At 59.6% G+C, this 22,896-nt stretch carries 16 protein-coding genes; 12 read left to right on the top strand and 4 right to left on the bottom strand.

The window, feature by feature from the left end:
- Window positions 1-37 precede the first annotated feature (37 nt).
- From XI02_RS02865 to XI02_RS02855, 3 genes are all read left to right on the top strand, one after another.
- On the top strand, window positions 38-1,042 hold the full coding sequence (locus XI02_RS02865) for an alpha/beta fold hydrolase (RefSeq protein WP_244980857.1): 1,005 nt from the start codon (window positions 38-40) through the stop codon (window positions 1,040-1,042).
- A 41-nt stretch (window positions 1,043-1,083) separates the two neighbouring features.
- A complete protein-coding gene (locus XI02_RS02860) occupies window positions 1,084-3,105 on the top strand; it encodes an amino acid adenylation domain-containing protein (protein WP_244980858.1) in 2,022 nt (673 codons plus the stop codon).
- Window positions 3,106-3,172: 67 nt separating this feature from the next.
- Window positions 3,173-4,351 (top strand): acyl-CoA dehydrogenase family protein, encoded by a 1,179-nt coding sequence (locus XI02_RS02855; protein ID WP_197971343.1) that lies wholly within the window; start codon window positions 3,173-3,175, stop codon window positions 4,349-4,351.
- A 197-nt stretch (window positions 4,352-4,548) separates the two neighbouring features.
- On the opposite strand, the gene asnB is transcribed toward XI02_RS02855, so the two are convergent.
- Complete coding sequence (gene asnB, locus XI02_RS02850; protein ID WP_244980859.1) at window positions 4,549-6,279, bottom strand: asparagine synthase B; 1,731 nt, start codon at window positions 6,277-6,279, stop codon at window positions 4,549-4,551.
- A gap of 290 nt (window positions 6,280-6,569) precedes the next feature.
- A complete protein-coding gene (locus tag XI02_RS02845; RefSeq protein WP_016847146.1) occupies window positions 6,570-7,949 on the bottom strand; it encodes a polysaccharide biosynthesis/export family protein in 1,380 nt (459 codons plus the stop codon).
- 180 nt (window positions 7,950-8,129) lie between these two features.
- Between XI02_RS02845 and XI02_RS02840 the strand changes: the two genes are divergently transcribed.
- The 4 genes from XI02_RS02840 (at window position 8,130) to XI02_RS02825 (ending at window position 13,761) form a co-directional block, all read left to right on the top strand.
- Window positions 8,130-9,629, top strand: coding sequence for an undecaprenyl-phosphate glucose phosphotransferase (locus XI02_RS02840; RefSeq protein WP_069278699.1), 1,500 nt, complete (start codon window positions 8,130-8,132; stop codon window positions 9,627-9,629).
- 166 nt (window positions 9,630-9,795) lie between these two features.
- Window positions 9,796-10,923 (top strand): Wzz/FepE/Etk N-terminal domain-containing protein, encoded by a 1,128-nt coding sequence (locus XI02_RS02835; protein ID WP_172646026.1) that lies wholly within the window; start codon window positions 9,796-9,798, stop codon window positions 10,921-10,923.
- A gap of 388 nt (window positions 10,924-11,311) precedes the next feature.
- Complete coding sequence (locus XI02_RS02830; protein ID WP_172646027.1) at window positions 11,312-12,736, top strand: oligosaccharide flippase family protein; 1,425 nt, start codon at window positions 11,312-11,314, stop codon at window positions 12,734-12,736.
- A gap of 17 nt (window positions 12,737-12,753) precedes the next feature.
- Entirely contained in the window at window positions 12,754-13,761 is a 1,008-nt protein-coding gene (locus XI02_RS02825; protein ID WP_244980860.1) for an FkbM family methyltransferase, read from the top strand.
- A 122-nt stretch (window positions 13,762-13,883) separates the two neighbouring features.
- On the opposite strand, the gene XI02_RS02820 is transcribed toward XI02_RS02825, so the two are convergent.
- A complete protein-coding gene (locus XI02_RS02820) occupies window positions 13,884-14,897 on the bottom strand; it encodes a polysaccharide deacetylase family protein (protein WP_244980861.1) in 1,014 nt (337 codons plus the stop codon).
- Between the two features lie 336 nt (window positions 14,898-15,233).
- Here XI02_RS02820 and XI02_RS02815 point away from each other — a divergent pair, with 336 nt between their 5' ends.
- The 5 genes from XI02_RS02815 (at window position 15,234) to XI02_RS02795 (ending at window position 21,189) form a co-directional block, all read left to right on the top strand.
- Window positions 15,234-16,454, top strand: coding sequence for a glycosyltransferase family 4 protein (locus XI02_RS02815; protein WP_016847139.1), 1,221 nt, complete (start codon window positions 15,234-15,236; stop codon window positions 16,452-16,454).
- A gap of 9 nt (window positions 16,455-16,463) precedes the next feature.
- Window positions 16,464-17,597 carry a radical SAM protein gene (locus XI02_RS02810; protein ID WP_069278694.1) on the top strand — a complete coding sequence of 378 codons (1,134 nt, stop codon included), beginning with the start codon at window positions 16,464-16,466 and terminating at the stop codon, window positions 17,595-17,597.
- Window positions 17,598-17,614: 17 nt separating this feature from the next.
- On the top strand, window positions 17,615-18,796 hold the full coding sequence (locus tag XI02_RS02805; protein ID WP_240536754.1) for a glycosyltransferase family 4 protein: 1,182 nt from the start codon (window positions 17,615-17,617) through the stop codon (window positions 18,794-18,796).
- A 93-nt stretch (window positions 18,797-18,889) separates the two neighbouring features.
- Window positions 18,890-20,209: an O-antigen ligase gene (locus XI02_RS02800; protein ID WP_172646028.1), complete on the top strand. Its 1,320-nt coding sequence runs from the start codon at window positions 18,890-18,892 to the stop codon at window positions 20,207-20,209.
- 56 nt (window positions 20,210-20,265) lie between these two features.
- Window positions 20,266-21,189, top strand: coding sequence for a hypothetical protein (locus XI02_RS02795; protein WP_172645825.1), 924 nt, complete (start codon window positions 20,266-20,268; stop codon window positions 21,187-21,189).
- A 304-nt stretch (window positions 21,190-21,493) separates the two neighbouring features.
- Here the strand turns inward: XI02_RS02795 and XI02_RS02790 are convergent, their stop codons facing one another.
- On the bottom strand, window positions 21,494-22,231 hold the full coding sequence (locus tag XI02_RS02790; RefSeq protein ID WP_016847132.1) for a bifunctional 2-polyprenyl-6-hydroxyphenol methylase/3-demethylubiquinol 3-O-methyltransferase UbiG: 738 nt from the start codon (window positions 22,229-22,231) through the stop codon (window positions 21,494-21,496).
- Between the last annotated feature and the right edge of the window lie 665 nt (window positions 22,232-22,896).

Below are 22,896 nucleotides of genomic sequence, written 5' to 3'. Positions count from 1 at the left end.
GGAACAGGAAATGTCAGCTTCATCCATGAAAAGCCCGATGTCAGCGCAGGTGATGCAGTTTTCGGAGCTGCTCGCAGACCTCGCGGTCAAGGACATCAAGGTCTGGGTCGAGGGCGACCGGCTGCGCTGCAACGCCCCGGCCGGCGCGCTGACGGCGGAGCTTCGCGATCAGTTGCAGGGGCGGAGGGGCGAGATCATCGCGTTTCTGAACATGGCCACGGCCGCGACCACGCAACCGCCTGCAATCGTTCCGTTGCAGTCTCGCGGAACACGCACGCCCATTTACGCTGTGCCCGGTCATGTCGGGGCACCGTCCTCATTCCTGGACCTCTCGAAGAACCTGGGCGGCGATCAACCGTTCTACGCACTCCAACCGCCTGGCTTCGATGGGCAGAGCGAGCCGATGGACCGCGTCGAAGATATCGCCGAGTACTTCGCCCGCCAGATCGTCGAATATCAGCCGACCGGTCCGTACATCATCGCCGGCTATTGTTCCGGCGCTTCAACAGCTTTCGAACTGGCGCAAATCCTGGGACAGCGCAAATCGGAGGTCGCATGCGTTGCGCTGTTTGGTCCTCTTCACCCCACCACCTATGGGGAATGGCCGCGCCGGCTGTATTTCGTTGCCAGGGCTAAGGCGGAATCGTTCCTGCATGCGACGGCGAAGCTGCCGACATTCAGCGCCCGTTTCCGATATTTCGGCAGCCGCCTCCGCGAACATTTCCACGCCCTCGTTCGCGGGAGCAAAGAGCCTGTCGCGACAGATCCGGTGTTGGCGAGCAGGGCTCTGCTCAAATCCACGGCGATCGCGGCCTTTCAGCGGTACACTCCAACTCCGTATTCGGGTCGGGTCTGCATAATCCTTCCCAACAAAGCCTGGCTGCGATCGGGCGCCGCGCCACATCGATGGCTCCGAGTAGTGCCGCATGCCGAATTCTACTTCGGGCCCGATGACTGCAACGAAGCCTCGATGCTGATGGAACCTGACGCACCTGCCATCGCAGACCTCTATCGCCAGGCAACCCAAAAGCAGAACGATTGACGTGATTTGATTTTTTGGTTTTCCCGATGGGAGCGTATTTCATGAACGAAGTTCTGCCTATCGCGCCGGAGGGTGTAGCGCTTTCTCTGCTGAAGGCTTCCGATCATCAGGCGCTGGTTGTCGATTACAACGCCACGGCAGCACGCTATCCGTCGGACAGGACGATCATCGATCTCTTTCGCGACCAGGCGACGCGCAGTCCCGACGCCGAAGCGATCCGCTGTGGCAATGCCACGCTGACCTACCGGCAGCTCGACGAACGCTCCAACCAGATGGCCGCGCATTTGAGCTCGACCGGCGTGGGCCCGGGTCGGATTGCCGTTGTTTTCATGGAGCACTCCATTGAAGTCGTCGTTGCGATCCTGGGTGTCCTGAAGTCCGGCGCAGCCTATGTGCCGGTGGATGCGGCAACGCCGAAGGGGCGTATCGCAACGATCCTGCAGGACATTTCCAACGGGACCGACGGGCGGGCGCCCGTGGCGATCACTCAGTCGCGCCTGCGTTCCGGCATTCCCCCGAGCCTTGCTGACATTTTCGTGCTCGACGCCAATTTGGATTCGATCTTGAATCAGCCGGCCTCGGCCCGGCCGTCCGCAGCCACGCCGGACGGCGCCGCCTATATCATCTTCACCTCCGGCTCGACCGGCACGCCCAAGGGCGTCGAGATCGAGCACCGGAGCCTGGTGAACTACATCTGGTGGGCCGCCCGGGTGTACAGTTCAGGCGAAAGTCTCGCATGGCCGCTTTTCTCATCCCTCGCATTTGACCTGACCGTCACAACGCTCTTTACGCCCCTCATCACCGGCGGCCGCATCGTGGTCTATCTTGGTGATCCCGGAGTGCAGAGCATGGTCGTACTCAAGGTGATCGACGACAATGCAGTTGACATCATCAAGCTGACGCCGGCGCATCTCGCGATGATCCGCGACCGAGATCTCGAGACCACAAGACTGCGCAAGTTCATTGTGGGCGGTGAGGACTTCAAGGCCGCGCTGGCTCGCGATATCACCAACGCTATTCCCCATCCTATCGAGATCTACAACGAGTATGGACCAACCGAAGCCACGGTGGGCTGCATGATTCACCGGTTCGACACCGAGCGGGATCAATCCGCATCGGTGCCGATCGGCGTTCCGGCCGCGAATGCGGGAATTTACGTCCTCAGCAAGGAATATCAGCCCACCGGCCCCGGGATCATCGGTGAGATGTTCATTGCCGGCGACGGTCTCGCGAGAGGTTATTTCAATCGCCCTGATCTGACCGACGAACGCTTCCGCACGGTCGCCGATCCCCGAGATGGGCGCTCGAAGCTGCGGCTCTACAAGACGGGCGATCTCGCCCGCTGGAACTCGGAAGGACGCCTGGAATTTCTCGGTCGCGCCGATCATCAGGTGAAGGTCGGTGGCACCCGTATCGAGCTGGGTGAGATCGAAGCACGGCTGCTCAAGCACCCGGACGTTCAGGAATGCGCCGTCGTCGCCGTCACCACCTCGATGACGAAAGCAGCGACACGGAAAGCGGCCCAAAACGGCCATCTCGAACCGTCGACGACCGAAGACAGCATCGCACGGCTTGTGGCCTACTATGTCTCGTCGAAACCTCCGACCGTGGCGGACCTGCGCGCGCACCTCGCCGAAGAACTCCTGGAGTCCATGATTCCGACGCACTACGTTCACCTCGAGCGGATGCCGCTTACGTCCAACGGCAAGATCGACCGCTCGTCGCTTCCCGAGCCGACAGCGGAAAACATCCAGCCGGCGCAAGTCTTCGCCGCTCCCTCCACCGAGACCGAGAAGACGCTGGCCGCGCTATGGTGCCAACTCCTGAAACTCGAGTCGGTCGGACGCCACGACAACTTCTTCGACCTGGGCGGGGAGTCGCTCCTGGTGGTGCGGGCGGTGTCGCGCATGCGAAAGATCTTCGGCGTCGACGTGCAGCTTCGCAACCTCTTTGAGCGCCCGACACTGGCCGAACTGGCGGAAGTCATCGACGGAATGCGCTGGGTGGCCGATTCCAATACCCCTTCCCTCTCGGAGGGACCGAGAGAGGAGGTCGAACTCTAGCCGGAGGGTCTCCGCCCGGTCCTAGGCATCGGGACAGGAGCCTTTGAGTCAGCTCATAGCAGATCGGATGAAGACGATGGACAAAGCCTGGATGTCGGCGCGAGAGCCGGAGCTGCCCTGGATGGCGGCGGAGTATGAGCTGTTACGGGACCAGGTCCGCCGGTTCGTCAAGGAGGAAATCAAGCCCTGCGCGGATCAATGGGAAGAGAACGGGTTCATTCCCCGTTCGATCCTGCGCCGCATGGGCGAACTCGGTTTTTTCGGCATCCGCTACCCGGCCGAGTATGGTGGCGCCGAAATGGACTCCGTCGCGTCAACGGTCTTCGCCGAGGAGCTCGGGCGCTCGACCTATGGCGGCGTCGCCGACGCGATGCTCGTCCATGCCGACATGGCTTCCTTGTATGTCTTTCACGACGGGACCAAAGCCCAGCGGGCCCGCTGGATGCCGGGCATTGTCAGCGGCGAGGCGATCACCGCGGTCGCCATCACGGAGCCGGATGCGGGCTCGGACGTGAAAGCCATCCGCACGCGCGCGGTTCGAGACGGCGATTCCTACGTGCTCGACGGCACGAAGCTCTACATCACGAACGGCGTCCACGCGGATCTCTACTGCGTCGCGGCCAAGACGGATCCCGCGGCAGGAACCAACGGGATCACGATGTTCCTCGTCGAGAAGGGGACGCCAGGCTTCAGCGTCGCACGCGAGCTGGACAAGCTCGGCTGGCGCTCCTCCGACACGGCGGAACTTGTCTTCGACGGTTGCCGCGTCCCCGCCGAGAACGTGCTCGGTGCGGAGGGACAAGGCTTCTATTCAATCATGCGCAACTTGCAGAACGAGCGCCTTGTCCTCGCCGCCATGTCGATAGGGATGGCCGAGGCGGCGATCGATATGACCGTCACCTACGTGAAGACCCGCCGCGCATTTGGGGGCGTCCTTTGGGACATGCAGGCGATCCGTCAACGTCTCGCGATGCTCTCCGCGAGACTGGAGGCAAGCCGTCAGTTTCTCTATGCCACCGCTTGGCGCATGGCGGCCGACGACGATTGTCTGCGCGAGACCTCGATGTTGAAAGCCATCTGCGGCGAACTCGTCAACGAGGTCGCGTATGCGTGCGTGCAGTTCCACGGCGCCATGGGTGTCATGCGCGAGAGCGCGATCGAGCGCGTAGCGCGTGACGCGCGCGTCCTCTCCATCGCCGGCGGCGCGACGGAGGTGATGCTCGAGGTGGTCGCGTCGATGTCATGATCCTGATGCGACGTCGAGGACGTCGCTCTGGCATTGGTTGCAGGACGGCTGAGTGCCGCCTCTTCGGGCGGCCGGGGGGCGCGGCGACCGAGGCAGCCTACGGCGCGCCGGATTCACCCACAAAACCCGGTTGGCGTCATTGCCGCCGAACACCGGCCGACGCTGTGTGGCATCCGAGATCCGCTTGAGGGAGGATTTCACTCCGCCGCTGCGACCCGTTCGCTCGATGGGGCCTTCGAATTGCCGAGGTTTCCAACTGATTGAACATGATCAATGGCCTGAACGTGGATCCCTTTCACGGCCCTTCCGGACGGGTCATTCATGCTCGCAAATTGCTGAGACCAGAGAAACGCGGTCGGCGTGGAGCATGCGATCGAAGGACCGACGGGCACAGTTAGGCAGGCCGTCGGGTTGTTGAAGATGCTATCAAAGATGGTCCTGTAGAAATATCCTTCCTTGGACGTCGGCGTTTGCTGCGGAAAGCGCTTGCTCGCCGCGGCGAGCATCTGATCCGAGACTTTATTCTCGGCTTGATGTTTCAAGCTCTCAATCCAGCTATACCCTACCCCGTCGGAAAACTGCTCCTTCTGACGCCACAGGATCGCTTGCGGCAACAGATCGGTAAATGCTTCCCGCAATATGCCCTTCTCGATTTTCTCGCCAGGGCACATTTTCTCGGCGGGGTTTATCGACATTGCGTAGTCCAGGAATTCCTTGTCCAGGAAGGGCACGCGGGCTTCGACCCCCCAGGCCGCCATTGCCTTGTTCGCGCGGCAGCAATCATACTTGCTGAGCGCAAAGATCTTTCGAACAGTCTCCTGATGGAATTCTTCTGCTGATGGCGCCATGTGGAAGTAGAGATAGCCGCCAAAGACCTCGTCAGCGCCTTCTCCGGACAACACCATTTTGATGCCCATTGATTTGATCTTCCGCGCCATGAGATACATCGGCGTACCGGCACGAATGGTGGTGACGTCAAAGGTCTCCAGGTGCCGGATCACGTCCGGCAATGCGTCCAACCCTTCCTGCACGGTAAAGACAATCTCATGATGGACCGTGCCGATGTGCGCCGCCACGTCTCGCGCATGCTTCATGTCAGGTGAGTTTTCCAGGCCGACGGAGAACGAGTGCAGTCTCGGCCACCATGCTTCTTCGGTTTCTCCCGACTCGATCCGCTTGAAGCGGTGGCGCGCCGCGAGCGCGGCGATAAGCGAAGAGTCGAGCCCACCGGAAATAAGCACCCCGTAAGGCACATCGCACATCATTTGCTGCTTGACCGCAGCTTCGAGCGACGTTCGGAGCTCCTGCAGGGACACCTTCCTCGTTGGAAGAGTATGCGCCCACTGCGGATCATACCACTTGACGAACTTTCCGGTCTCGCCGCTGTAATGATGTCCCGGAGGAAACTCCCGGATCGTCTCGCATACGCCATCGAGAGCTTTCATTTCGCTCGCGACGTAAGTCGTGCCGTCGCTACGCCATCCGATGTAAAGCGGAACGATGCCGATGTGGTCTCGGGCGACGAAGAAATCGCCACTGCGCTCATCGGACAGGGCAAACGCAAAGATTCCACTCAGCATATTGCACACGGCGGGGCCGTACTCGTCGTAGAGATACAGGATAATTTCGCAATCGGACTTCGTTTTCCATGCGTGCGGCAGCTTCAGTGCCTCGCGCAAAGCGACATGATTGTAGATCTCCCCGTTCACGGCCAAAGCCCGACCCGCGGTCACGTCGAGAAGGGGTTGAGCGCCGTGCTCCACGTCGACAATGGAAAGGCGCTCGTGCGCGAGCACTGCGCCCTCGCCGCAGTAAATGCCGCTCCAGTCCGGCCCGCGGTGCCTGACCGTCTTGGCCATCTCCAGCGCCCGGCTGCGCACCGTCTCGATCGATTCCTTAAATCCAAAGATGCCAACGAAGCCGCACAAGGAGGTCAACCCTTCTGTGAGTTCTAGATCGCAGAGAAGCGGAAGAGCGGATCGAGAACGGTCAAGATCACAAAATATTCAAGGTTCAGATCAAGCAGAATTACCCTTGCCTAAGCGGCGCCACCGTCGGATAGGCCATAAAATATGCGGATGAGCGGCATCAAACTCCGTGGCTGCTCGTGTCTTCCAATTCCAGGTAGCCCCTGATGCGGGCTGACCGGCCCCTTCATCCGATCGAAAGGAGCGCAAATTTCCCGCCTCGCTTGCTGTGCCGACCGCTTCCGGTTTCGTCACCTGCTGTCGCGCCGCGAGTCTGCAGCAGTCACCTCAGTCCGGCCTATCACGACCGGGGCGTTTGCACTGCTCAGCTTTCGGGGTGACGCGTCGGGACCATCCTGGTATCGCAGCGAGACCTCGATGGTGTCGCCCGGCTGCAACTCGGCGTCCTCGTTCACGACAATCCGTTCCGGTCCTTTCTCGCTCTTTCTAATGATAGCAATATCCGGCTTGCTGCCGGCGCCTCGTGCGAGCTGCGATCGAACCATCGAAGTGTACTGAAGCTTCTCGCCGACGCTCTGCAGTTTCTCGCGAATCTGATTGAGCTTTAAGCTGGTCTCTTGCAGCTCACGGAACAGATCAAGCTTCCGCTGATCGTCGAGCTTTGCCAACCGTCTGGCGTACTCGTCCTGCAATTTCTTGACCTGGAGCAATTGCGCAGATGTCTGCAGCCTCCGGGTCGCCGACAGCAGAACCGCGCGACGCGCATCCGTCACGCGAGGACTGATCAACGATCCCTTGCCGAACAGGTCGGTCGCTTTCTGAAGGTCCTCGACGTCGGACTGAAGTCCCTCTTCATCTTTCTTCTGCTGCTCCGACAGCACGCGGACCTCGTCGTCTCCCTGCCGCACGCTGCGCTGCAAGTACGCCTTTTCCTGCTGATAGTCACTCTGCTTCGTCTTCAGATATTCGGCTTCCGCATTGACGATTTCCGAAACCGCCGACCGGGCTATCGGCACGTCGGCAAGAGAAGCGCTTGGATTGATCTGCGTCCCTTCCCCGAGTTCGCTCTTGATGCGCCACATACGCGCCTGTTCCTTGGCGAGCTCCGTCCAGAGCGATCCATACTCGCTTCTCAGGTCGGCCGACTCGAGGTACGGGTTATTCATCCTGATATGCATGATGTCGTAGCCACCCGCCATGGCGATGAGCTGGCGCGCGGTGCTCGCCGGACGATAAGGGTACTCGCCCGGCTTCGACACGTCCCCGTTGACGTAAACAGGCCTGTACTCGGCCACGATCGCCGTGACCTGATCTGCATCGATCACGACCACGACCTCGCGGCCGTCCACGGTCCGCTGTCGAAAGACCTTGCTCGTCAGTGCGGCTCCGACCTTGGCCCGAATCTCCTGCAACGGCAGGCCGGCGACCGGGACCATCCCGACCAGCGGCAACGAGATATTGCCATCGACCTGGACCGGAGCGCGCTGCCGCAGCTCCGGCACGCCGGCCACCGCGACCTCCAGAACATCTCCGACGCTCACGCGATATTCGGCTTTCGCCTGAGCGGAAATCGTCAGGCCAACAGCCACCAGACCCCATCTGACGCAACGGCCTGGTTGACCGTGACGGTTGTCAAGATGGAAGAAATTACGCAGCTTGGCATTCGGCATGGCGTGCTCGATGGCTCGGTCTCACTGATTGATCGACAATCTAAACCCGCAGCGCCTCGGCTCAACTGACCATCGTAGTTACTCCCGGCTACCCATTTATTGCCAATCCGCCTCCTGACCCGAATGCTATTGTTTTTGTCAGGGGGACGGATTGCTTGACGGACTGCTTGGGAGTAACCGGTGAGTTATGCGTTTTTCACCAATTCGCCGGCTCCTACCGAGCGTTCGGCGCATTCGGTCCCTGACCGCAAGGCAATTGCGGCTGACGTTGGCAAGAATCGATTGGCCGCCTTGCTGGTATTGGCGGCAGGCGCCGAGTTCCTCCTCGTAGCTGTTGGGGCTTTTGCCGCTGCCGTCCTCTATTATCGACTGGTCCTTCAGCTCGACTATCCGGACACTCCCAAATACATCCTGGAATCCCTTCTGATTGCCACGTTGCAGCTGCTCGTATCCGTTGGGCTGCGGCAGTATTCGCGGATCCAGACGCAGCCCCGGCACACCTTCCTGTGGAGTGGCGTCAGCGCCGTCTTCTTCGTATTCTCCTTCTTCATCTCAACGATATTTCTTCTCAAGATCTCGGACGGCTACTCGCGCGCGACCGTGATGGCCCAGGCAGCCAGCGTCATCGTCATGGTGCTCTTCGCGCGGGCGATATGCTTCTCGTTGCTGCAACCTGCCATCGCATCCGGACTGATCGACGCCAGGCGCGTCATCCTCATAGGTGAACCGAGCCACTGCTTGAATTTTTCCGGACGAGTAAGCGCCACCGGAATCCGGACCATTCGTTCGTTCGATTTGCCGACCTTTCGCACCGGCTCTTCAGCGCCAGGGCACTCCAAGGCGGTCGAAGTGCTCTCCCATGTCCGCGAACTGATCGCAGAGTGCCGGCCCCTGCGAGCGGATGACATCGTCATTCTGACTTCGGAGTCGGATGTTCCGGCTGCCCTCGCGCTCGCCGGCGCCCTGTCGGAGCTCCCGGTTGACGTTCACGTCGTCCCGGTCGGTGCAATCGACCTCATGGCCGTGTCGCGCATCACGCAGTTCGGCAACATGGTGACGATGCGCATCTTCCAATCTCCCCTGACGACGTTCCACCGGGCAGTCAAACGAGCCTTCGACATCGCGGCCGCGATTGTCGGACTTGTCATAATCAGTCCCCTCTTCGTCATCCTTCCACTCGCAATCAAGCTCGATTCCCCCGGGCCGGTGCTATTTCGTCAGACCCGGCACGGCTACAACAACGAGACTATTCGCGTGCTGAAATTCAGATCGATGACCGTGACGGAGGAGGGCGACAATTTCAAGCAGGTGACCAGGCACGATCCACGCGTGACCCGGTTGGGACGCTTCATGCGCCACACCAATATCGATGAGCTTCCACAGCTCTTCAACGTGCTGGTCGGCGATATGTCACTCGTCGGGCCTCGTCCGCACGCGACCTCGCAGAACGAGAGCTTCGCCCGGCTGATTTCGTCATTCTCCCGCCGCCACAACGTCAAGCCCGGCATTACCGGTTGGGCACAGGTCAACGGCTATCGCGGCGAAACCGACACCTTGGAGAAGATGCAACGGCGTGTCGAGCACGACCTTTATTACATCGACAATTGGTCGTTCCTTCTCGATCTCAAGATCATCGTCATGACCCTCTTCTCCAGAAAGGTCTATTGGAATGCCTTTTAACGCGATGTCGATTGCTGCGTGCACTCCGTGCAGCAAGACCGCAAGGGCATTGCAATCGATCCCGTTCCCGTTTGATCGGCGGAGGCTTCGGTAGGCCACCAGTAACTGCAGGTTCGAGACAATGCTGCAAACTCACAGAACTGACAATTCGGCACCTCAGGACACGATGCCGCCTGAATTCGGTTCGCCGGCCGAATTCGTGGCGGAGGGTCTCGCCTTCTTGCGCCGCCGCCTCTCGATCATCCTGCTGACGTGTCTTTTGATGTTTGGCGCCGGCTTGCTCTATCTCGTTGTCGCAGTTCCGACGTTTACGGCAACCGCGCAACTCATCGTCGACGCCAAGACGGCTTCTTCCAACGACACGGCGTCGGCAACGACCGCCGTCGACAGTCAGGTCGCAATCCTGAGGTCCGAGAGCGTCGCTCGCGCGGCGATCGCGAAGCTCGGCTTGGCGGGGGATCGGGAGTTCTCCGGCGGCGCCCTGCACCACCTCAGCAGGTCGACATCACGGCTGCTCGGCTGGAGCAGACAGGACACGGACGTCGTCACGCGTGATGCGATGGAAGCGTTCGCGCGCAAGCTCTCGGTAAAGCGCGCCGGTCTCACCTACATAGTCGATCTCGCCTTCAGCTCAGCCGACCCCGATCGGGCCGCGCAGGTCCTGGACACCATCGTAGAGACCTACATCACGACGCAAATGGACGCGAAATACAAATGGGGTCTGCAAAACGAGAAATGGGTTAAGGAACGTGTCAACGAATTGAGCAACCAGGCGTCGACTGCCAAAAAGGCCGTAGCGGATTACAACAGGGCCAGGAATGGCATCGCGGCTCCCGCGAACTCCGCCGAAGCAAATCCACCCTCGTCGCAATCGACCGGAACGGCGCAAGACGAACTCCGCGAACTGGAAGCCACGGCGGACGCCGCAACCAGAACGTATGACAATTTCCTCCGGATGTTGCGTTACATGGACGCCATGCAGCAGCAATCCGCGCCGGTGTTCGAGGCTCGTCTCCTCACCGGGGTATCTCACCCCTACACCGCCAGTTCGCCAAACGCCCGCTTGATACTCGGATCAGCGATTCTCGGCGGCCTGCTTCTGGGGATCGGAATAGGATTGCTGCGCGACAGGTCGGACCGGGAACGCGCGCCCGCGCGCAGATCTGCAGCCACCGCACCCGGAGGAACTGCAGTCGTCCAGGGGCTCAAGGCGAGCGGCGTCAAGCCCCATTTCGATGGTTCGTTCAAGGTCGAGAAGCAGCACACGTACAAGGAGGCCAATCCTGACTTATAGTCGCATGAATTGGTTCCCGATCGCGATATCGCGAGCCCGATTGAAGCGCCCCGTACATCACCGTCGAACAGTGCTCGTCGACGAACCACCTTCATCGCGATGAAGGCAGCATCTTCCTCGTGCGGCCGCCGGAGTGGGTAATCCAGAAGGGCCGAACGCTCTCCGCAGCCGTAGGGTTATATTCGCCCCTGCGACAATGTGCCGATTTGACAATGAGTAACCTTTGAACGCTCAGCCTCCGCGCAGTCCGCTCCTCCACCCACGAGGTGCGCCGAACCGGGAATTCCGGGCAAGAGCTCGATCACAATTACTGGGCGCGTCGTGGCGTCCACCAACGTTGGCTTGAGCAATGACGAGCTTTACCCGAGCGCCCGGCGGACCGGCGACCATGTTCAGCAATGTCTTCCGGCAGTCATGGCTGGCGTTGGCATACCGATGCTCGGGCGCCGTCGTCTCCTTTCTCTTCGGCGTAAGTTTTGCGCGGATGATGAACATCGAGGAATACGGTGCGCTCATGTCATTGATGACGTTCGTGCTCGTCGCCTCCACGGTCGGCCTCGTCGGTCAGCAATTTCGCGTGTTGCGGGAAATACCAAGCATCGCCGCCCGGAAGAACTACCCGGAGATCGGCGCGATCGTCGCGAAGCGGCTTCGTGTGGCATGTCTGGGCAGCGTTGCGGTGACCGTAATCGCCCTCCTTCCGTTCGTCGCCGCTCACGGCCGCAACGGAATATTCGGAAGCTGGCAATATGCTACGAGCGTGCTTCTGATATTGCCGTTGTCCTTGATCGAAATGCAGAGCTCGCTAGGGCGCACGCTCGGCTCCGTCAATCTCGCACTCGTGTCGAAGGATGTGTTGTGGCGGTTTCTCATCATATTGCTGGGCGCCGTTCTCTTCACGACGTATGGCCATCCGCTGCCGGCGCAAGACGTTCTGCTGATCGCGACTGCAATCCTGATCGTGCTGATCGCCGCTCAGAACATTTACCTACGGCATCTCGCGGAGGGATGTAAGGTTTTCACCATGGCGGTGAGGCGATCGAATGACCGGCTTGGCGAGGTCCTTTCCACTTCGGGACCGTTCTGGGTAACCAGCGTCACCAGTATCATGGGCGGCACGGTCGATCTCGTCGTCATCTCGGTCATGGTCGGCCCGGAAGCCGCCGGATATTACTACGCTGCCAGCCGGATCGCACTTCTTCTTGATTTCTTCCTGGCGACCTTCTGTATCCCCGCGGCGCCCCTCATCGCACGTCTGTTCGACGAGAATCGTCATGCGGAAATCACGCGCATCACGTCGGGAGCGTCATTGGGTGCGTTTGTCGCCGTCCTCGGCTGCGTTGCGACGTTGGCGCTTGGCGGCGACCTCGCGCTGATGGCGTTCGGAGAGACTTTCACCCGCGCCTACAGCGTCCTGATGGTCCTGGCAATCGGCATGCTGGTGTCGACATATTTCGGGATCGGCCCCATCGCCCTGAACATGACGGGCCATCAGCGGGCCGCGATGCACATCGTGGTGATCACCTGGGTGGCGGGGATCCTGGCCATGATCGGCGCGACCTGGACCTTCGGGACGATAGGAGCAGCGGTTGCCGGCTCCTGCGCGGGCATCGCAACCAGGGTATGGACTGCGGCCTACATTTATTCGGCGGAAGGGATCGATATCACCGCCACCACGGCACTCCGCGCGTTGGTCAGGCGCACAACGAGCCGAGGCACATCCGAACCGCATAGCGAGGCGATACGGCCAGAAGCCAGCGGCACCATTCTTGACCTGCAGCCTGTTCGCGGCAGTCGGGACACACGTACATGAATTGGGGAGATAGTTGAATGCGTTCGCTGTCATCCGAGGACGCGACTGCTGCAATCGGACTTACGCGCGGGAGGCGGTACCTGATGGGCCGGTCTACATTCGATTACGAGGTGTCAGGAAGCCGGCTTTCCATGGGGCTGGTGAGGCTTCTGCACACCGTTGTTGCGCGGAGTACCGGGCGCGGTATGGGACTTGCCATGCGGGCGGTCAAGCCGCTGCTGCATTCCCAGCTGTCATGCGTCCATTTCGCCGACGGTAGCCGCTTGTACTTCGAGCTGAACGACGTCTACTGGAATGCGTTCTTCATCGGCCAGCCCGGCATGACCTACGAGCCGGACATAGCGACGCTTCTGCTGCGGCTGAAGGATATCGACTATACGTTCTTCGATTGCGGTGCGAACATCGGATACTGGTCGGTTCTCGTCACGTCGGAAATGCTGGGTCGCAAGCGCGCGATTGCCGTCGAGGCTTCACGGGAGACGCTTGCAATTCTCGAGCAGAACCGCGACGCGAATGATCAGCGCTTCGAGATCTGCCGAAGGGCATTGTTCGAGTACGACGGGCGCAGCCTGTTCTTCTCCGACGACGGACCTCATTCGGCCCGGCACATCGTAACGTCGCAGAGCAGCCGTCCGTCGCACACCGAACCCGTCATGTCGATAACGATCGATGCGCTGGCGAGGGACCAGCAGCTGACCGACAGCGACCGGCTCGTCGTCAAGCTCGACGTCGAAGGTCAGGAGGTTGCGGCCCTGAAGGGTGCTCGGCAGGTTCTGAAGCGCGACACGCTGATCATCTACGAAGATCATGGCCAGGATCGCAGCCACGCGACCACGAGGTATGTGTTCGAGGCACTCGGACTTCCAGTGTTTGCTCTTGCTGCGGACGGGTCGGTCACGAAGGTCGATGACCTCGCCACACTGGATCGCCTGAAGGTGAACCCCAAAATCGGCTACAATTTCGCAACTTGCCCGCCCGGATCCGGCTTCCACCGCTGGATTTCAGGAATCGCCAGTCAGGCATGATCGGGTCGCGCTGTCGGAGGCCGATCCTGGCGCACGAGATCGCCGGTTGCTCAACCCGCTTCTCGTGCCGGAGCCAGAATTCGCGCGCACTCGGCTCTTCGACGCAATCAGAATGCACGATATCAATTGCCGCGACCGAACAGCATCTGGACCGCCGACTGGACGCCATTCATTCGCCCTTCGAACGGAATTCTCCCGTCGGATGGACCTCCGACCGCGATGCGGGGAAGCCCAAAAAGATGCGGCTTGCGATCCGATATGTGTCCATGCCGAGTTGTGACTGCAGTCGAAAAACCGACCTCCGCCGCGAGATGTTGTTCTCGAGAACCGCATGCCCTGGAGTTGCCGTAAGGAAAAGCAACGTGCCGAACCGGACGCTGAAGCAGTCCCTCCAGATAGGCGCGGTTATCCACCATTTCGGCGCGCGCTGAAGCTGCATTCAGGTACGCGAGTGCTGGATGTGATTCCGTGTGTCCGCCAATCGAAGCCAGGGGGTGTCGTGCCAGGACCTGAAGCTCGCGCTCATTGATGAAATAGGTGTCGTTCAAGGCCTCCAGCGACAGATCAGCCTTGCTGAACGTAGGGGCGAGCATTTCGACTCGTTGGTAGTCTTCGTGGACCCAGTTGCTCACCTTCTCCAGGGCCGATGCTTTCTCGTCAAAATCGCGACAGCTGAATCGCAGGTTCATTGCGTCGATCGCAAGACTGTCTCTCGAGCGGAACAGGTCGCGCAAGCCCAGCCACCACGGCTGCATCGTCCGCTTAACCGCACCCGTTGGAACATATACGGTAAAGGGCGCGCTATTTCGCTCAAGGATTGGCAATGCAGTCGTGACGTTATCCTTGTAGCCGTCGTCGAAGGTAAGCACCGCATAGCGGCGGGGCTCAGGATCCGCCGCCAGCCGCTCGAGACATGCATCGAGACTGACAATCTCCCATCCTTGCTGGCGCAGCCACTTCAGACAGTACTCAAGGAAGTCAGGCGGTGCGCCGGTCTTCAGCTCCGAGCGCCAGTCCTGCTGAATCTCATGGAACATCAGGATGGCGGCCCTGCCGGCAAATGCCCTGCGCAAGGCAGGCGCAAATCCCGCCCAGCTAGCCGCGTGGAATATGGTTCGGCTGAGAAGTCGCTTCACGCGAAGCCACCGCCGGACAGGCTGATTGCGCGCAAGCCGACCAGGCGGCTTCGGTGCTCATTTGATTGCGCGCGCGATCTGCAGATGCTCATCCTCAAATCACCGTCGTGAACGCAGCAATGTTTCCGATGGGAAACAGCCCTCCATTTATCGACAAACCGCGGCGCTCTGGCAACTACGGCGCCGGTACTCACTACTGGGTACCCCAGATTTCATCGCCGCCACTCTGAATGCGCCGCCTGCATCGAACCGCTTTCACGGTAGCTTTTCGTCGAACACAGAGTGCACCGGCCACTGGTGATGCCGGCCTTTGTGATGTGCGTGTCGAGGGCCTTAATGAAAGTACTGCTCGCCAACAAGTTTCTGTTCAACAACGGTGGCGCAGAGGCAGTGCTGCTTCAGGAAAGAATGTTCCTGACGAGCAGCGGGGCAGACGTCATTGACTTCGCGATGCAGCACGAGCGGAACATCGAATCCCGCTACGCAAATCACTTCGTGTCTCGCCAGGAATACCGGACCGGGGGCCATCTCGCCAAGATCAAGAGCGCGCTCGCACTGATTCACTCGCGCGAAGCCGTCAGCAAACTCGCATCCCTGATCGAGGAGACTCGACCGGACTTGATGCATTGCCACAACATCTATCACCAGCTGACCCCGTCGATTGTCGGCGTCGCCAAGTCGCGCGGGATTCCGGTCGTGCTGACACTGCACGATTCGAAACCGGTGTGCCCGGTGCACACCCGCATGCGAGAGGACCAATTGTGTTCATCGTGTCTCGCCGGCGATTTCCATCACGTGCTGATGCACCGCTGCGCTGACGGCTCGATCGCACAGAGCGCCACGCTTTACATGGAAGCGGTCATTCAGCGCTGGTTTGGCAGCTACGAGAAGGTCGATCGCTTCCTCGCGCCGAGCCAGTTCATGCGGGAGTCGGTGTTGCCTCGGTTCGCAGCGGACCGGGTACAGGTGCTCTACAATGGCGTGGATGTCACCGGCATTTCGGCGAGCGATCGGGACAAGGGATACGTGCTTTATTGCGGCCGGCTCGCGCCGGGAAAAGGTGCCGAGACGCTGTTGCGCGCCCACGAAGCGGCGGACTGCCGGTGGCCTCTCGTCATCGCAGGCTCCGGCCCGCTGGCAGATAATTTGAAGGCGCAGTTCACCCGGAACGTGCGTTTCGCGGGCCAGCTATCCGGCGAAACTTTAAACGAGACGATCGCCGAGGCTTCCGTGGTGGTTGTGCCTTCGGAGTGGTGCGAGAACTGCCCGATGTCGGTGCTGGAAGCGATGGCCTATGGCAAGGCGGTCATAGCGACCCGCGTCGGCGGCATTCCGGAGCTCGTGGACGATCGCGTGACGGGGCTTTTGTTTGAGCCCGGCAATACGGACGAGCTTCGACGTCACCTCGATTGCCTGATGAGCGACGCCGCACGCCGTGCAGGCATGGGAGCGGCAGGAAGAAGCCGCGTCGAAGCGGACTTCTCTCTCGAGAAGCATAACACCGAGCTGATGGCCGTCTACCGGTCACTGGTGAGCGAGCGGCATTCATCGCATTGAGGATTGCAAATGGACCTCACCATCATCTCCACGTTTCGTTGCAACTCGAGATGCCAGATGTGTTACATCTGGAAAAATCCGACTGATCCAAAGGAAGAGGTCACGCTCGAGACCCTGGCGAAGCTTCCTGCGGGGTTTGATAATCTCAATATCTCCGGCGGAGAACCGACTCTGCGGAAGGATCTCGCCGAGATGGTGGACCTGCTCCACCCCAAGGCCCGAATCATAGAGATCAGCTCGAACGGCCTGCATCCCGAACGTCTCCTCCCCATCATCAAGAAGCACCCGAAGATCAAGGTTCGTTTCAGCCTCGAGGGTGACGCGACCACCAGCGACTGCATCCGCGGCGAGAAGGACGGCTATGCCACGAAGGTAGCCGGGCTTCGCATGCTGCAGGAGGCCGGCGGGCAAGACCTGGGATTCGCCTTCGTCATCCAGGACGAGAATGTGGCTCAGCTCGTTCGAACCTATGAACTGGCGCGTTCGATGGGGTTCGAACTTGCGACCTCGACGCTGCACAACGCGTGGCAGTTCTACAAGAACGACAATTATTTCTACGAGCGCGTCGCGGTGGCCCGCCAAGTGGAAGGGCTTATCACTGCGATGCTCAAGAGCAACAAGCCGAAGAACTGGTTTCGCGCCTACCTGAATCTGGGCTTGATTGAAAAGATCCTCGGCCACCCGCGGTTGATACGCTGCAGCGCGGGCACCGATTTCGCATTCATCGACCCCTGGTCCGATGTGTGGGCCTGCAATGTGCGCTCAGACCTGCCGCTGGGCAATTTGGCGCGCCAGTCCTGGAGCGAGATCATGGCCAGCGACGCGGCCAAGAACTCCGTCGCCAAGGTTCACGCTTGCCAACAAAACTGCTGGATGGTGACGACCGCGCGCACGGCAATGCGTTCAACGCTGGTTCCGCAGGCACCGAAGATGGGACCGCTCATCTGGGTGCTGAAGAACAAGCTGAAGGTCGAGCTCGGTCGGGCGATCTGCTTCGATCAATACATTGATTATTCCAACGTCGCGCCTACTCCGCGTGTCCAACGAACGTCATTCCTCAACGAAAAGCAAAAGGCACGATTGGTGCGCGGGAGAGAAACGGTCGACGCGCGATATCCGCTCAAGGAATTCATGAACAACTAATTTGACGGGAGGGTGCAGTGAGTGCGGATCATCTGGTACTGCGGGTGATCATGCTTGGCTTGCGTGGATTTCCCAATGTACAGGGAGGAGTGGAAGTTCACGCAGAGCATCTGTGCCCTCATCTCAAGGAACTGGGCTGCGATGTCGAGGTGATCGTTCGCTCCTCGTATATGCCGCCTGATCGCGGCGACGAGTGGCACGGTGTACGTTACCATCGGGTATGGTGCCCGAAGACCTCGGGTCTCGAGACAATCGTCCATTCGTTCCTCGGAGTGCTTGTCGCTGCATGGCAGCGGCCGGACGTGTTGCACATCCAGGCCATCGGACCGGCCCTGATGGCGCCACTCGCGCGCTTGCTGGGACTGCATGTTGTCGTGACGCACCACGGCCCGGATTACGAACGGGAGAAGTGGGGCCGATTGGCCAGGATGGCCCTGCGCGCCGGCGAGGCCTGGGGAATGCGATTCTCCGACGGCCGCATCGTCATCTCCCAGACCATCCGAAAGCTGGTGCGGGATAAGTACGGCCTGAATTCGGACCTCATTCCAAACGGCGTCACCTTGCCTGACGTGCCGAAAAGCACTTCGGTGCTGGAGAAGCTTGGGCTGACGCCCGGACGATATGTGTTGATGGTAGGCCGGCTGGTGCCGGAGAAGCGGCACACCGACCTGATTCAGGCCTTTGCCGATGCCAGGCTCACCGGATGGAAGCTCGTGTTCGTGGGCGCCTCCGAGCATCCAGACGCCTATACCGAAATGCTTGCGGCGCGCGCCGGGGCGACCGCCGGGGTGATCATGGCGGGCTTCCAGTGCGGCCTCGCATTGCGGGAGCTATACGCCCACGCGGGCATTTTCGTTTTGCCATCCTCGCACGAAGGTTTGCCGATCGCGCTGCTGGAAGCCCTGAGCTTCGGTTTGCCGGTGGTGGCCAGTGACATTCCTGCTCACCTGGAGATCGGATTGAATGACGCGCACTATTTTCATGTGGGAGATGTATCAGCGCTCGCGGATCGCCTGGCATCGTTTGCACGCAGTCCGTGGCCGCTGGAACTCCGCGAGAAGACACGCAACTGGTTGGCTGAACGGGAAGACTGGCGCTCTATCGCAGAGCGCACTCTCGGATGCTATCGCAGGGCAATCGAGCCTCGTCGAGGCGGTCCCCATGCGCGGTCCCGGACCGCGCCGCCCAGCACCGCCTAGCGAGCTGCGCACGCGGCGTGCCGGCCAACGCGCCGTGCCCGTCCCGCAGTTGAGGTATTGCCTCAAGCCGATCGAATCAAAGCGACGCTCAAGATGAATACACTCCTGCTGTATTTTCTTATCTATACGTTCTTTCGATCGATCTCCAACGGGCTCGACCGTCTGTCCGGGACGAGTTTTTCCATGATCCTATCGATCACCGTCCTCGGGATCGGTGCTGTGGCGATCTGGCACATGCGGGACGTCAGGATACACAGACGAGTTTTCACACTGTTGATCTGCTTGTCCATCTTTATTGCCGCTTGCGGACTGTCACTTACCGTCAGCGCTGGAGCCGGCAAGATAATCGACCAATATTCCGCCTGGTACGAGATCTTCAGGTATCTGCAACTGATCATGTTCGTGGCATTGCTTTCGTCCCTTTATCGACATCCAAGTTTTTGCCTCAACGTCCATCGCGTTTATATGTCGCTGCTGTTCATCATTTCCGCCGTCGGACTAGGTCAATACCTGACCGGTCATGCAGAGCTTGTCACCCAATACGACAAGTTTAAGCGGGTGGCGGGTCTTTCTTCGCACCCCGTACCCTACAGCCTGGAGATCGTGCTGACCTTTTTCGTTTGCGAGCTGTCGCGCCGGAAAATGCGGCTTCCCATTCAGCACCTTCACCTCGCGGCGTACTCCCTGTTTGTTGTTGCCCTGGTCCTTTCCGCTTCAAGGACCGGTGTCGCGCTGCTCGGAGTGACCCTCAGCGTATACTTTTTTGTCCAGCGGCCTGCTCTCCTTCCGGTGTTCGCGGCAGCATTCGCGATCCTCATGTGGGCATCTCCATTTGGAGAGTTGTTCTCGGACCTGAGCACCGTTCCGGAATACATCATGAACGGCGAATATGCGGTGTGGGACTGGCGCACCGCGCCGACCTCGGTCCATTGGCGCATTCACCACTGGTACTATCTGTCCACACTTGGATTGGAACGAGCGTGGACCGGATATGGCCCCGGTCAAGTGGGGTTCTATAGCCCGTTTCTTCTTTTGGCGCATAGTCAGTTCGTGGAAATATTCTTCGAGTCGGGCGTGGTCGGCCTGATCACCTTTGCCGTGTTTTGGTTCAGCCTTCCGCTGGCCGCGATGTCGGACCGGCGGCGGCTCGTTTCTTTATATGGAAAGCGGTCAGCAGAAATTGGAATTCTGCACTTGTGGCTTGCGATGTTTGCCGGCGTGACGCTGGTCGCATCGTTCGATGCGAGCTTCGACAGGGAAACGGTGGCGTTTTCGCACTTGATCGTCAGCATGTTTGTGGTGCTGGCTCAACCTGAAGCCGTCACCGAACGTGAGCCAGGATCGCGCTACTCGCACATCTCGATGACTGCTGGTTCGCGGATTGAAGCATCGGCGAGCCGAGAAACTATCTGAACAGCAACATGGCCGCTGTTGGCATCATCGGCCGATATTGGTTATGAGCACCTCCCATGAACGAGCATCTTGCCATTCCGCTCACGGCTCTCATGTTACTCGGCGCCCTCGTCTCATTGGCGAGCGCCGCGACGATAGCCCCTCCATCCCAGTACGGACGATGCAGCGACAACCGCAATCTCCTGTTAGAGATCGAATCTGCATCGCACATGACGCAGCGGGAAATGTGTCATCGCAATCCAGTGCTGCAGGTGCAACTACGCAAGTCTCCGGCGCTCAAACCCATCTGCACGTCCTTGTCGATCGATTGTGTGGTTTCGCAAACTTCCGGATATGACAACGGAATATATCCATACGGAGTCAGGACCTATTTCTCGTGGTATGCAGGTGGCCGCGCCGCCACCGGGAACGTTGTTTCTCCTTCCGACTTCTCTTCACTGACGGGTTGGGGACAGATATATCCGCAAGTCGGCGTTTCGAACGTTGCCGCCAACGTCTATTTGAAGGACTATCGCGTCTATGTGCACTTGACGAGTGGCGGTTGGCAACTTGTACAAGATCAAGCCACGAATTCCATCGGTGGCCGGCGTTTCGTGGCAGACTTCTCCAACAACTCCTCTTCGGAAATGAGTCTCGTTGTAGAGTCTGACGGAAGCGTAAGAATGGACTCGCCAGCATCCGGCTATAATAATCATTTCTGGATTGAGCCGAGAGGATCGTATGCTCCCGGAACAGTCGACGGGGTGTTCTCGCTGGCACAGCTACGCACCGATGATGCAAGTGCAAATCTGATCGCAAACTTTGGAGCTGACTGGTGGAGAAACACCTCAGCTCCGTACCTCTACGTAGATGGAGTGTTTGTAAATAATCCCGGCATCGGCATGGGCACCTGGGTCAAGTTGACGACGACGTACCAGTACTTCTTCTTCACGACCATGACCAAATCGCAACTGCAAGCCGAGCCGCCGCCCTTGAGATAGCTGAACAGTGCTTCAGTGCTCGACAGATCCGCTCGGGCACCAGGCGCGCGGGGCGCTCGCCAGGGATCATCGCATGCGCGGCGTCAAGATCTGAGGGGGTGGTTCAGGAGCGGTCACGATGGCGATGAAAATCCAGAATATCCCGCCTGAGCCGCGCGATTTCCTCTGCTGCTCGGGCTTCATCTGGCCGTGACCCGGCAAAGGCCTGCACAGGATCGGAGCCGAACTCCTTCACTCACTTTCGCAAAACATTCTCATGAACCTCTCAGGTGTCGGGCGGCTTGCGCCGCCGATACCCCGCGTTCTAGCTGGCGAGAACCATCAGTGATGCCCCGCCGAGCAAGCGCACAGACAGGTCCTCTCCGGCAACAGTCCGGACAATGCGCCGCCCGGCGTTAACGAGGAGGGTTTTCGTGGTTCGCAATTCGGGATGGAGATGGAGGAAATCTTCAAGCCTGGTGTACTGACTATCAATGATCTCAAAGCCGGTGTCGCGCAGTGTCGCCAGAGCTGTTGCCTGATCAAAGTAATGCAGGTGACCAACCTCCTTACGTTTCTGAAGGGGCTGATCGCGCAGAACGCTGAGGACATTAAGGTCGAGGGGGATATGAAACACATAGTATTTCGAACGCCCTCTGAGCCTTCGCAGAAAGCCCATATAGTCATCGATGTGCTCGAAAACATCGATGCACAATAGAAGATCGTAGCTTCCGCTGGTTTGCGAGAAGTCTCCGCAGTGGAAGCGCAAATTGTCCCGTTCGCGCGGTTTGGCGGCAGTGATGGCATAGGGAGCGATATCGTAGCCAACGGCGGTTGAGTCACGGAAGACGTCGTGCTCAAGCAGGGCGTTCAGAACGCCTCCCACTCCGCAACCGACGTCAACGATCGTCCGGCAGGTGATGTTGTTGGCACGCACGATCCTGGCGATCTTCGCGGCCTTGGTTCCGGCATCCTCGTCATGCCAGCCCGGATGGGCTTCGGCATAACCTTCCCCAGTATAGAGATCGTCGGACGCGAGCCCTGCCCCTCTGACGACAGCCATCGTTCTCTCCCTCAATTGAATGGCGACCTGGACGACCGATCGGGACGCCAGAGTTGCAACCAGCTCTTGCGAACCGGCACCTGAAGTGCCGTGCGGTCACGTGATGGCGACGGGAGCGCTCGCCGCGGCCAGCGAACCGCAGCCGATCCGAGAGCCTGCGTTCGAATTCGTAGTGCGCGATCGGGTGAGCAGACGGCCGCGTGTCCTTCCGGCGCCGCTGGATGGCCAAATAGTCGGGCTTCAGATTCGTCAACCCACGAGCCGCCATTCAAGAGAACCGATCCGTCTCCACCGGCAAGTGTGTTCTTGATCTTGAGGTCGTCGCAATAATCCTTGCGGGTTACCCCGGAGCGCAGAACTTAATCCGCGCTTGAATCGGTAAGCATCCGGCGCTTGCAACATGGGCGCGCCGGAAACAAGGGATTGGGCCGATATACGTGTGTATAAATCACACTTTGAGAGTTTTTTTGCCATTTTTGATTATTAACCCACCGACCCAGCAGTCGGGGGGGCAACTTCCAAAAATCCCACTGCTTGAAATCTCCTCGCGGTTCGAGGCTGCAATTCTTTGGAATCGGAATCTGTTCGCGACTGACGTCGCGAGCATGCAATGTGTCGCACATCTCTGATGCGCGGCAGCGGAATTCCTCGTCCTTAAATTTGGT

The organism is Bradyrhizobium sp. CCBAU 21365, assembly GCF_015291305.1.
GTDB classification, from domain to species: Bacteria; Pseudomonadota; Alphaproteobacteria; order Rhizobiales; family Xanthobacteraceae; genus Bradyrhizobium; species Bradyrhizobium elkanii.
This window is presented reverse-complemented; position numbering and strand designations above follow the sequence as displayed.

Excerpts from the sequence above, each read along its gene's own strand:
- XI02_RS02865 (WP_244980857.1), top strand. The coding sequence starts at position 38 with ATGTCAGCGCAGGTGATGCAGTTTTCGGAGCTGCTCGCAGACCTCGCG.
- XI02_RS02860 (WP_244980858.1), top strand. The coding sequence starts at position 1,084 with ATGAACGAAGTTCTGCCTATCGCGCCGGAGGGTGTAGCGCTTTCTCTG.
- XI02_RS02855 (WP_197971343.1), top strand. The coding sequence starts at position 3,173 with ATGAAGACGATGGACAAAGCCTGGATGTCGGCGCGAGAGCCGGAGCTG.
- XI02_RS02845 (WP_016847146.1), bottom strand. The coding sequence starts at position 7,949 with ATGCCGAATGCCAAGCTGCGTAATTTCTTCCATCTTGACAACCGTCAC.
- XI02_RS02835 (WP_172646026.1), top strand. The coding sequence starts at position 9,796 with ATGCCGCCTGAATTCGGTTCGCCGGCCGAATTCGTGGCGGAGGGTCTC.
- XI02_RS02830 (WP_172646027.1), top strand. The coding sequence starts at position 11,312 with ATGTTCAGCAATGTCTTCCGGCAGTCATGGCTGGCGTTGGCATACCGA.
- XI02_RS02825 (WP_244980860.1), top strand. The coding sequence starts at position 12,754 with ATGCGTTCGCTGTCATCCGAGGACGCGACTGCTGCAATCGGACTTACG.
- XI02_RS02815 (WP_016847139.1), top strand. The coding sequence starts at position 15,234 with ATGAAAGTACTGCTCGCCAACAAGTTTCTGTTCAACAACGGTGGCGCA.
- XI02_RS02810 (WP_069278694.1), top strand. The coding sequence starts at position 16,464 with ATGGACCTCACCATCATCTCCACGTTTCGTTGCAACTCGAGATGCCAG.
- XI02_RS02800 (WP_172646028.1), top strand. The coding sequence starts at position 18,890 with ATGAATACACTCCTGCTGTATTTTCTTATCTATACGTTCTTTCGATCG.
- XI02_RS02795 (WP_172645825.1), top strand. The coding sequence starts at position 20,266 with ATGAACGAGCATCTTGCCATTCCGCTCACGGCTCTCATGTTACTCGGC.
- XI02_RS02790 (WP_016847132.1), bottom strand. The coding sequence starts at position 22,231 with ATGGCTGTCGTCAGAGGGGCAGGGCTCGCGTCCGACGATCTCTATACT.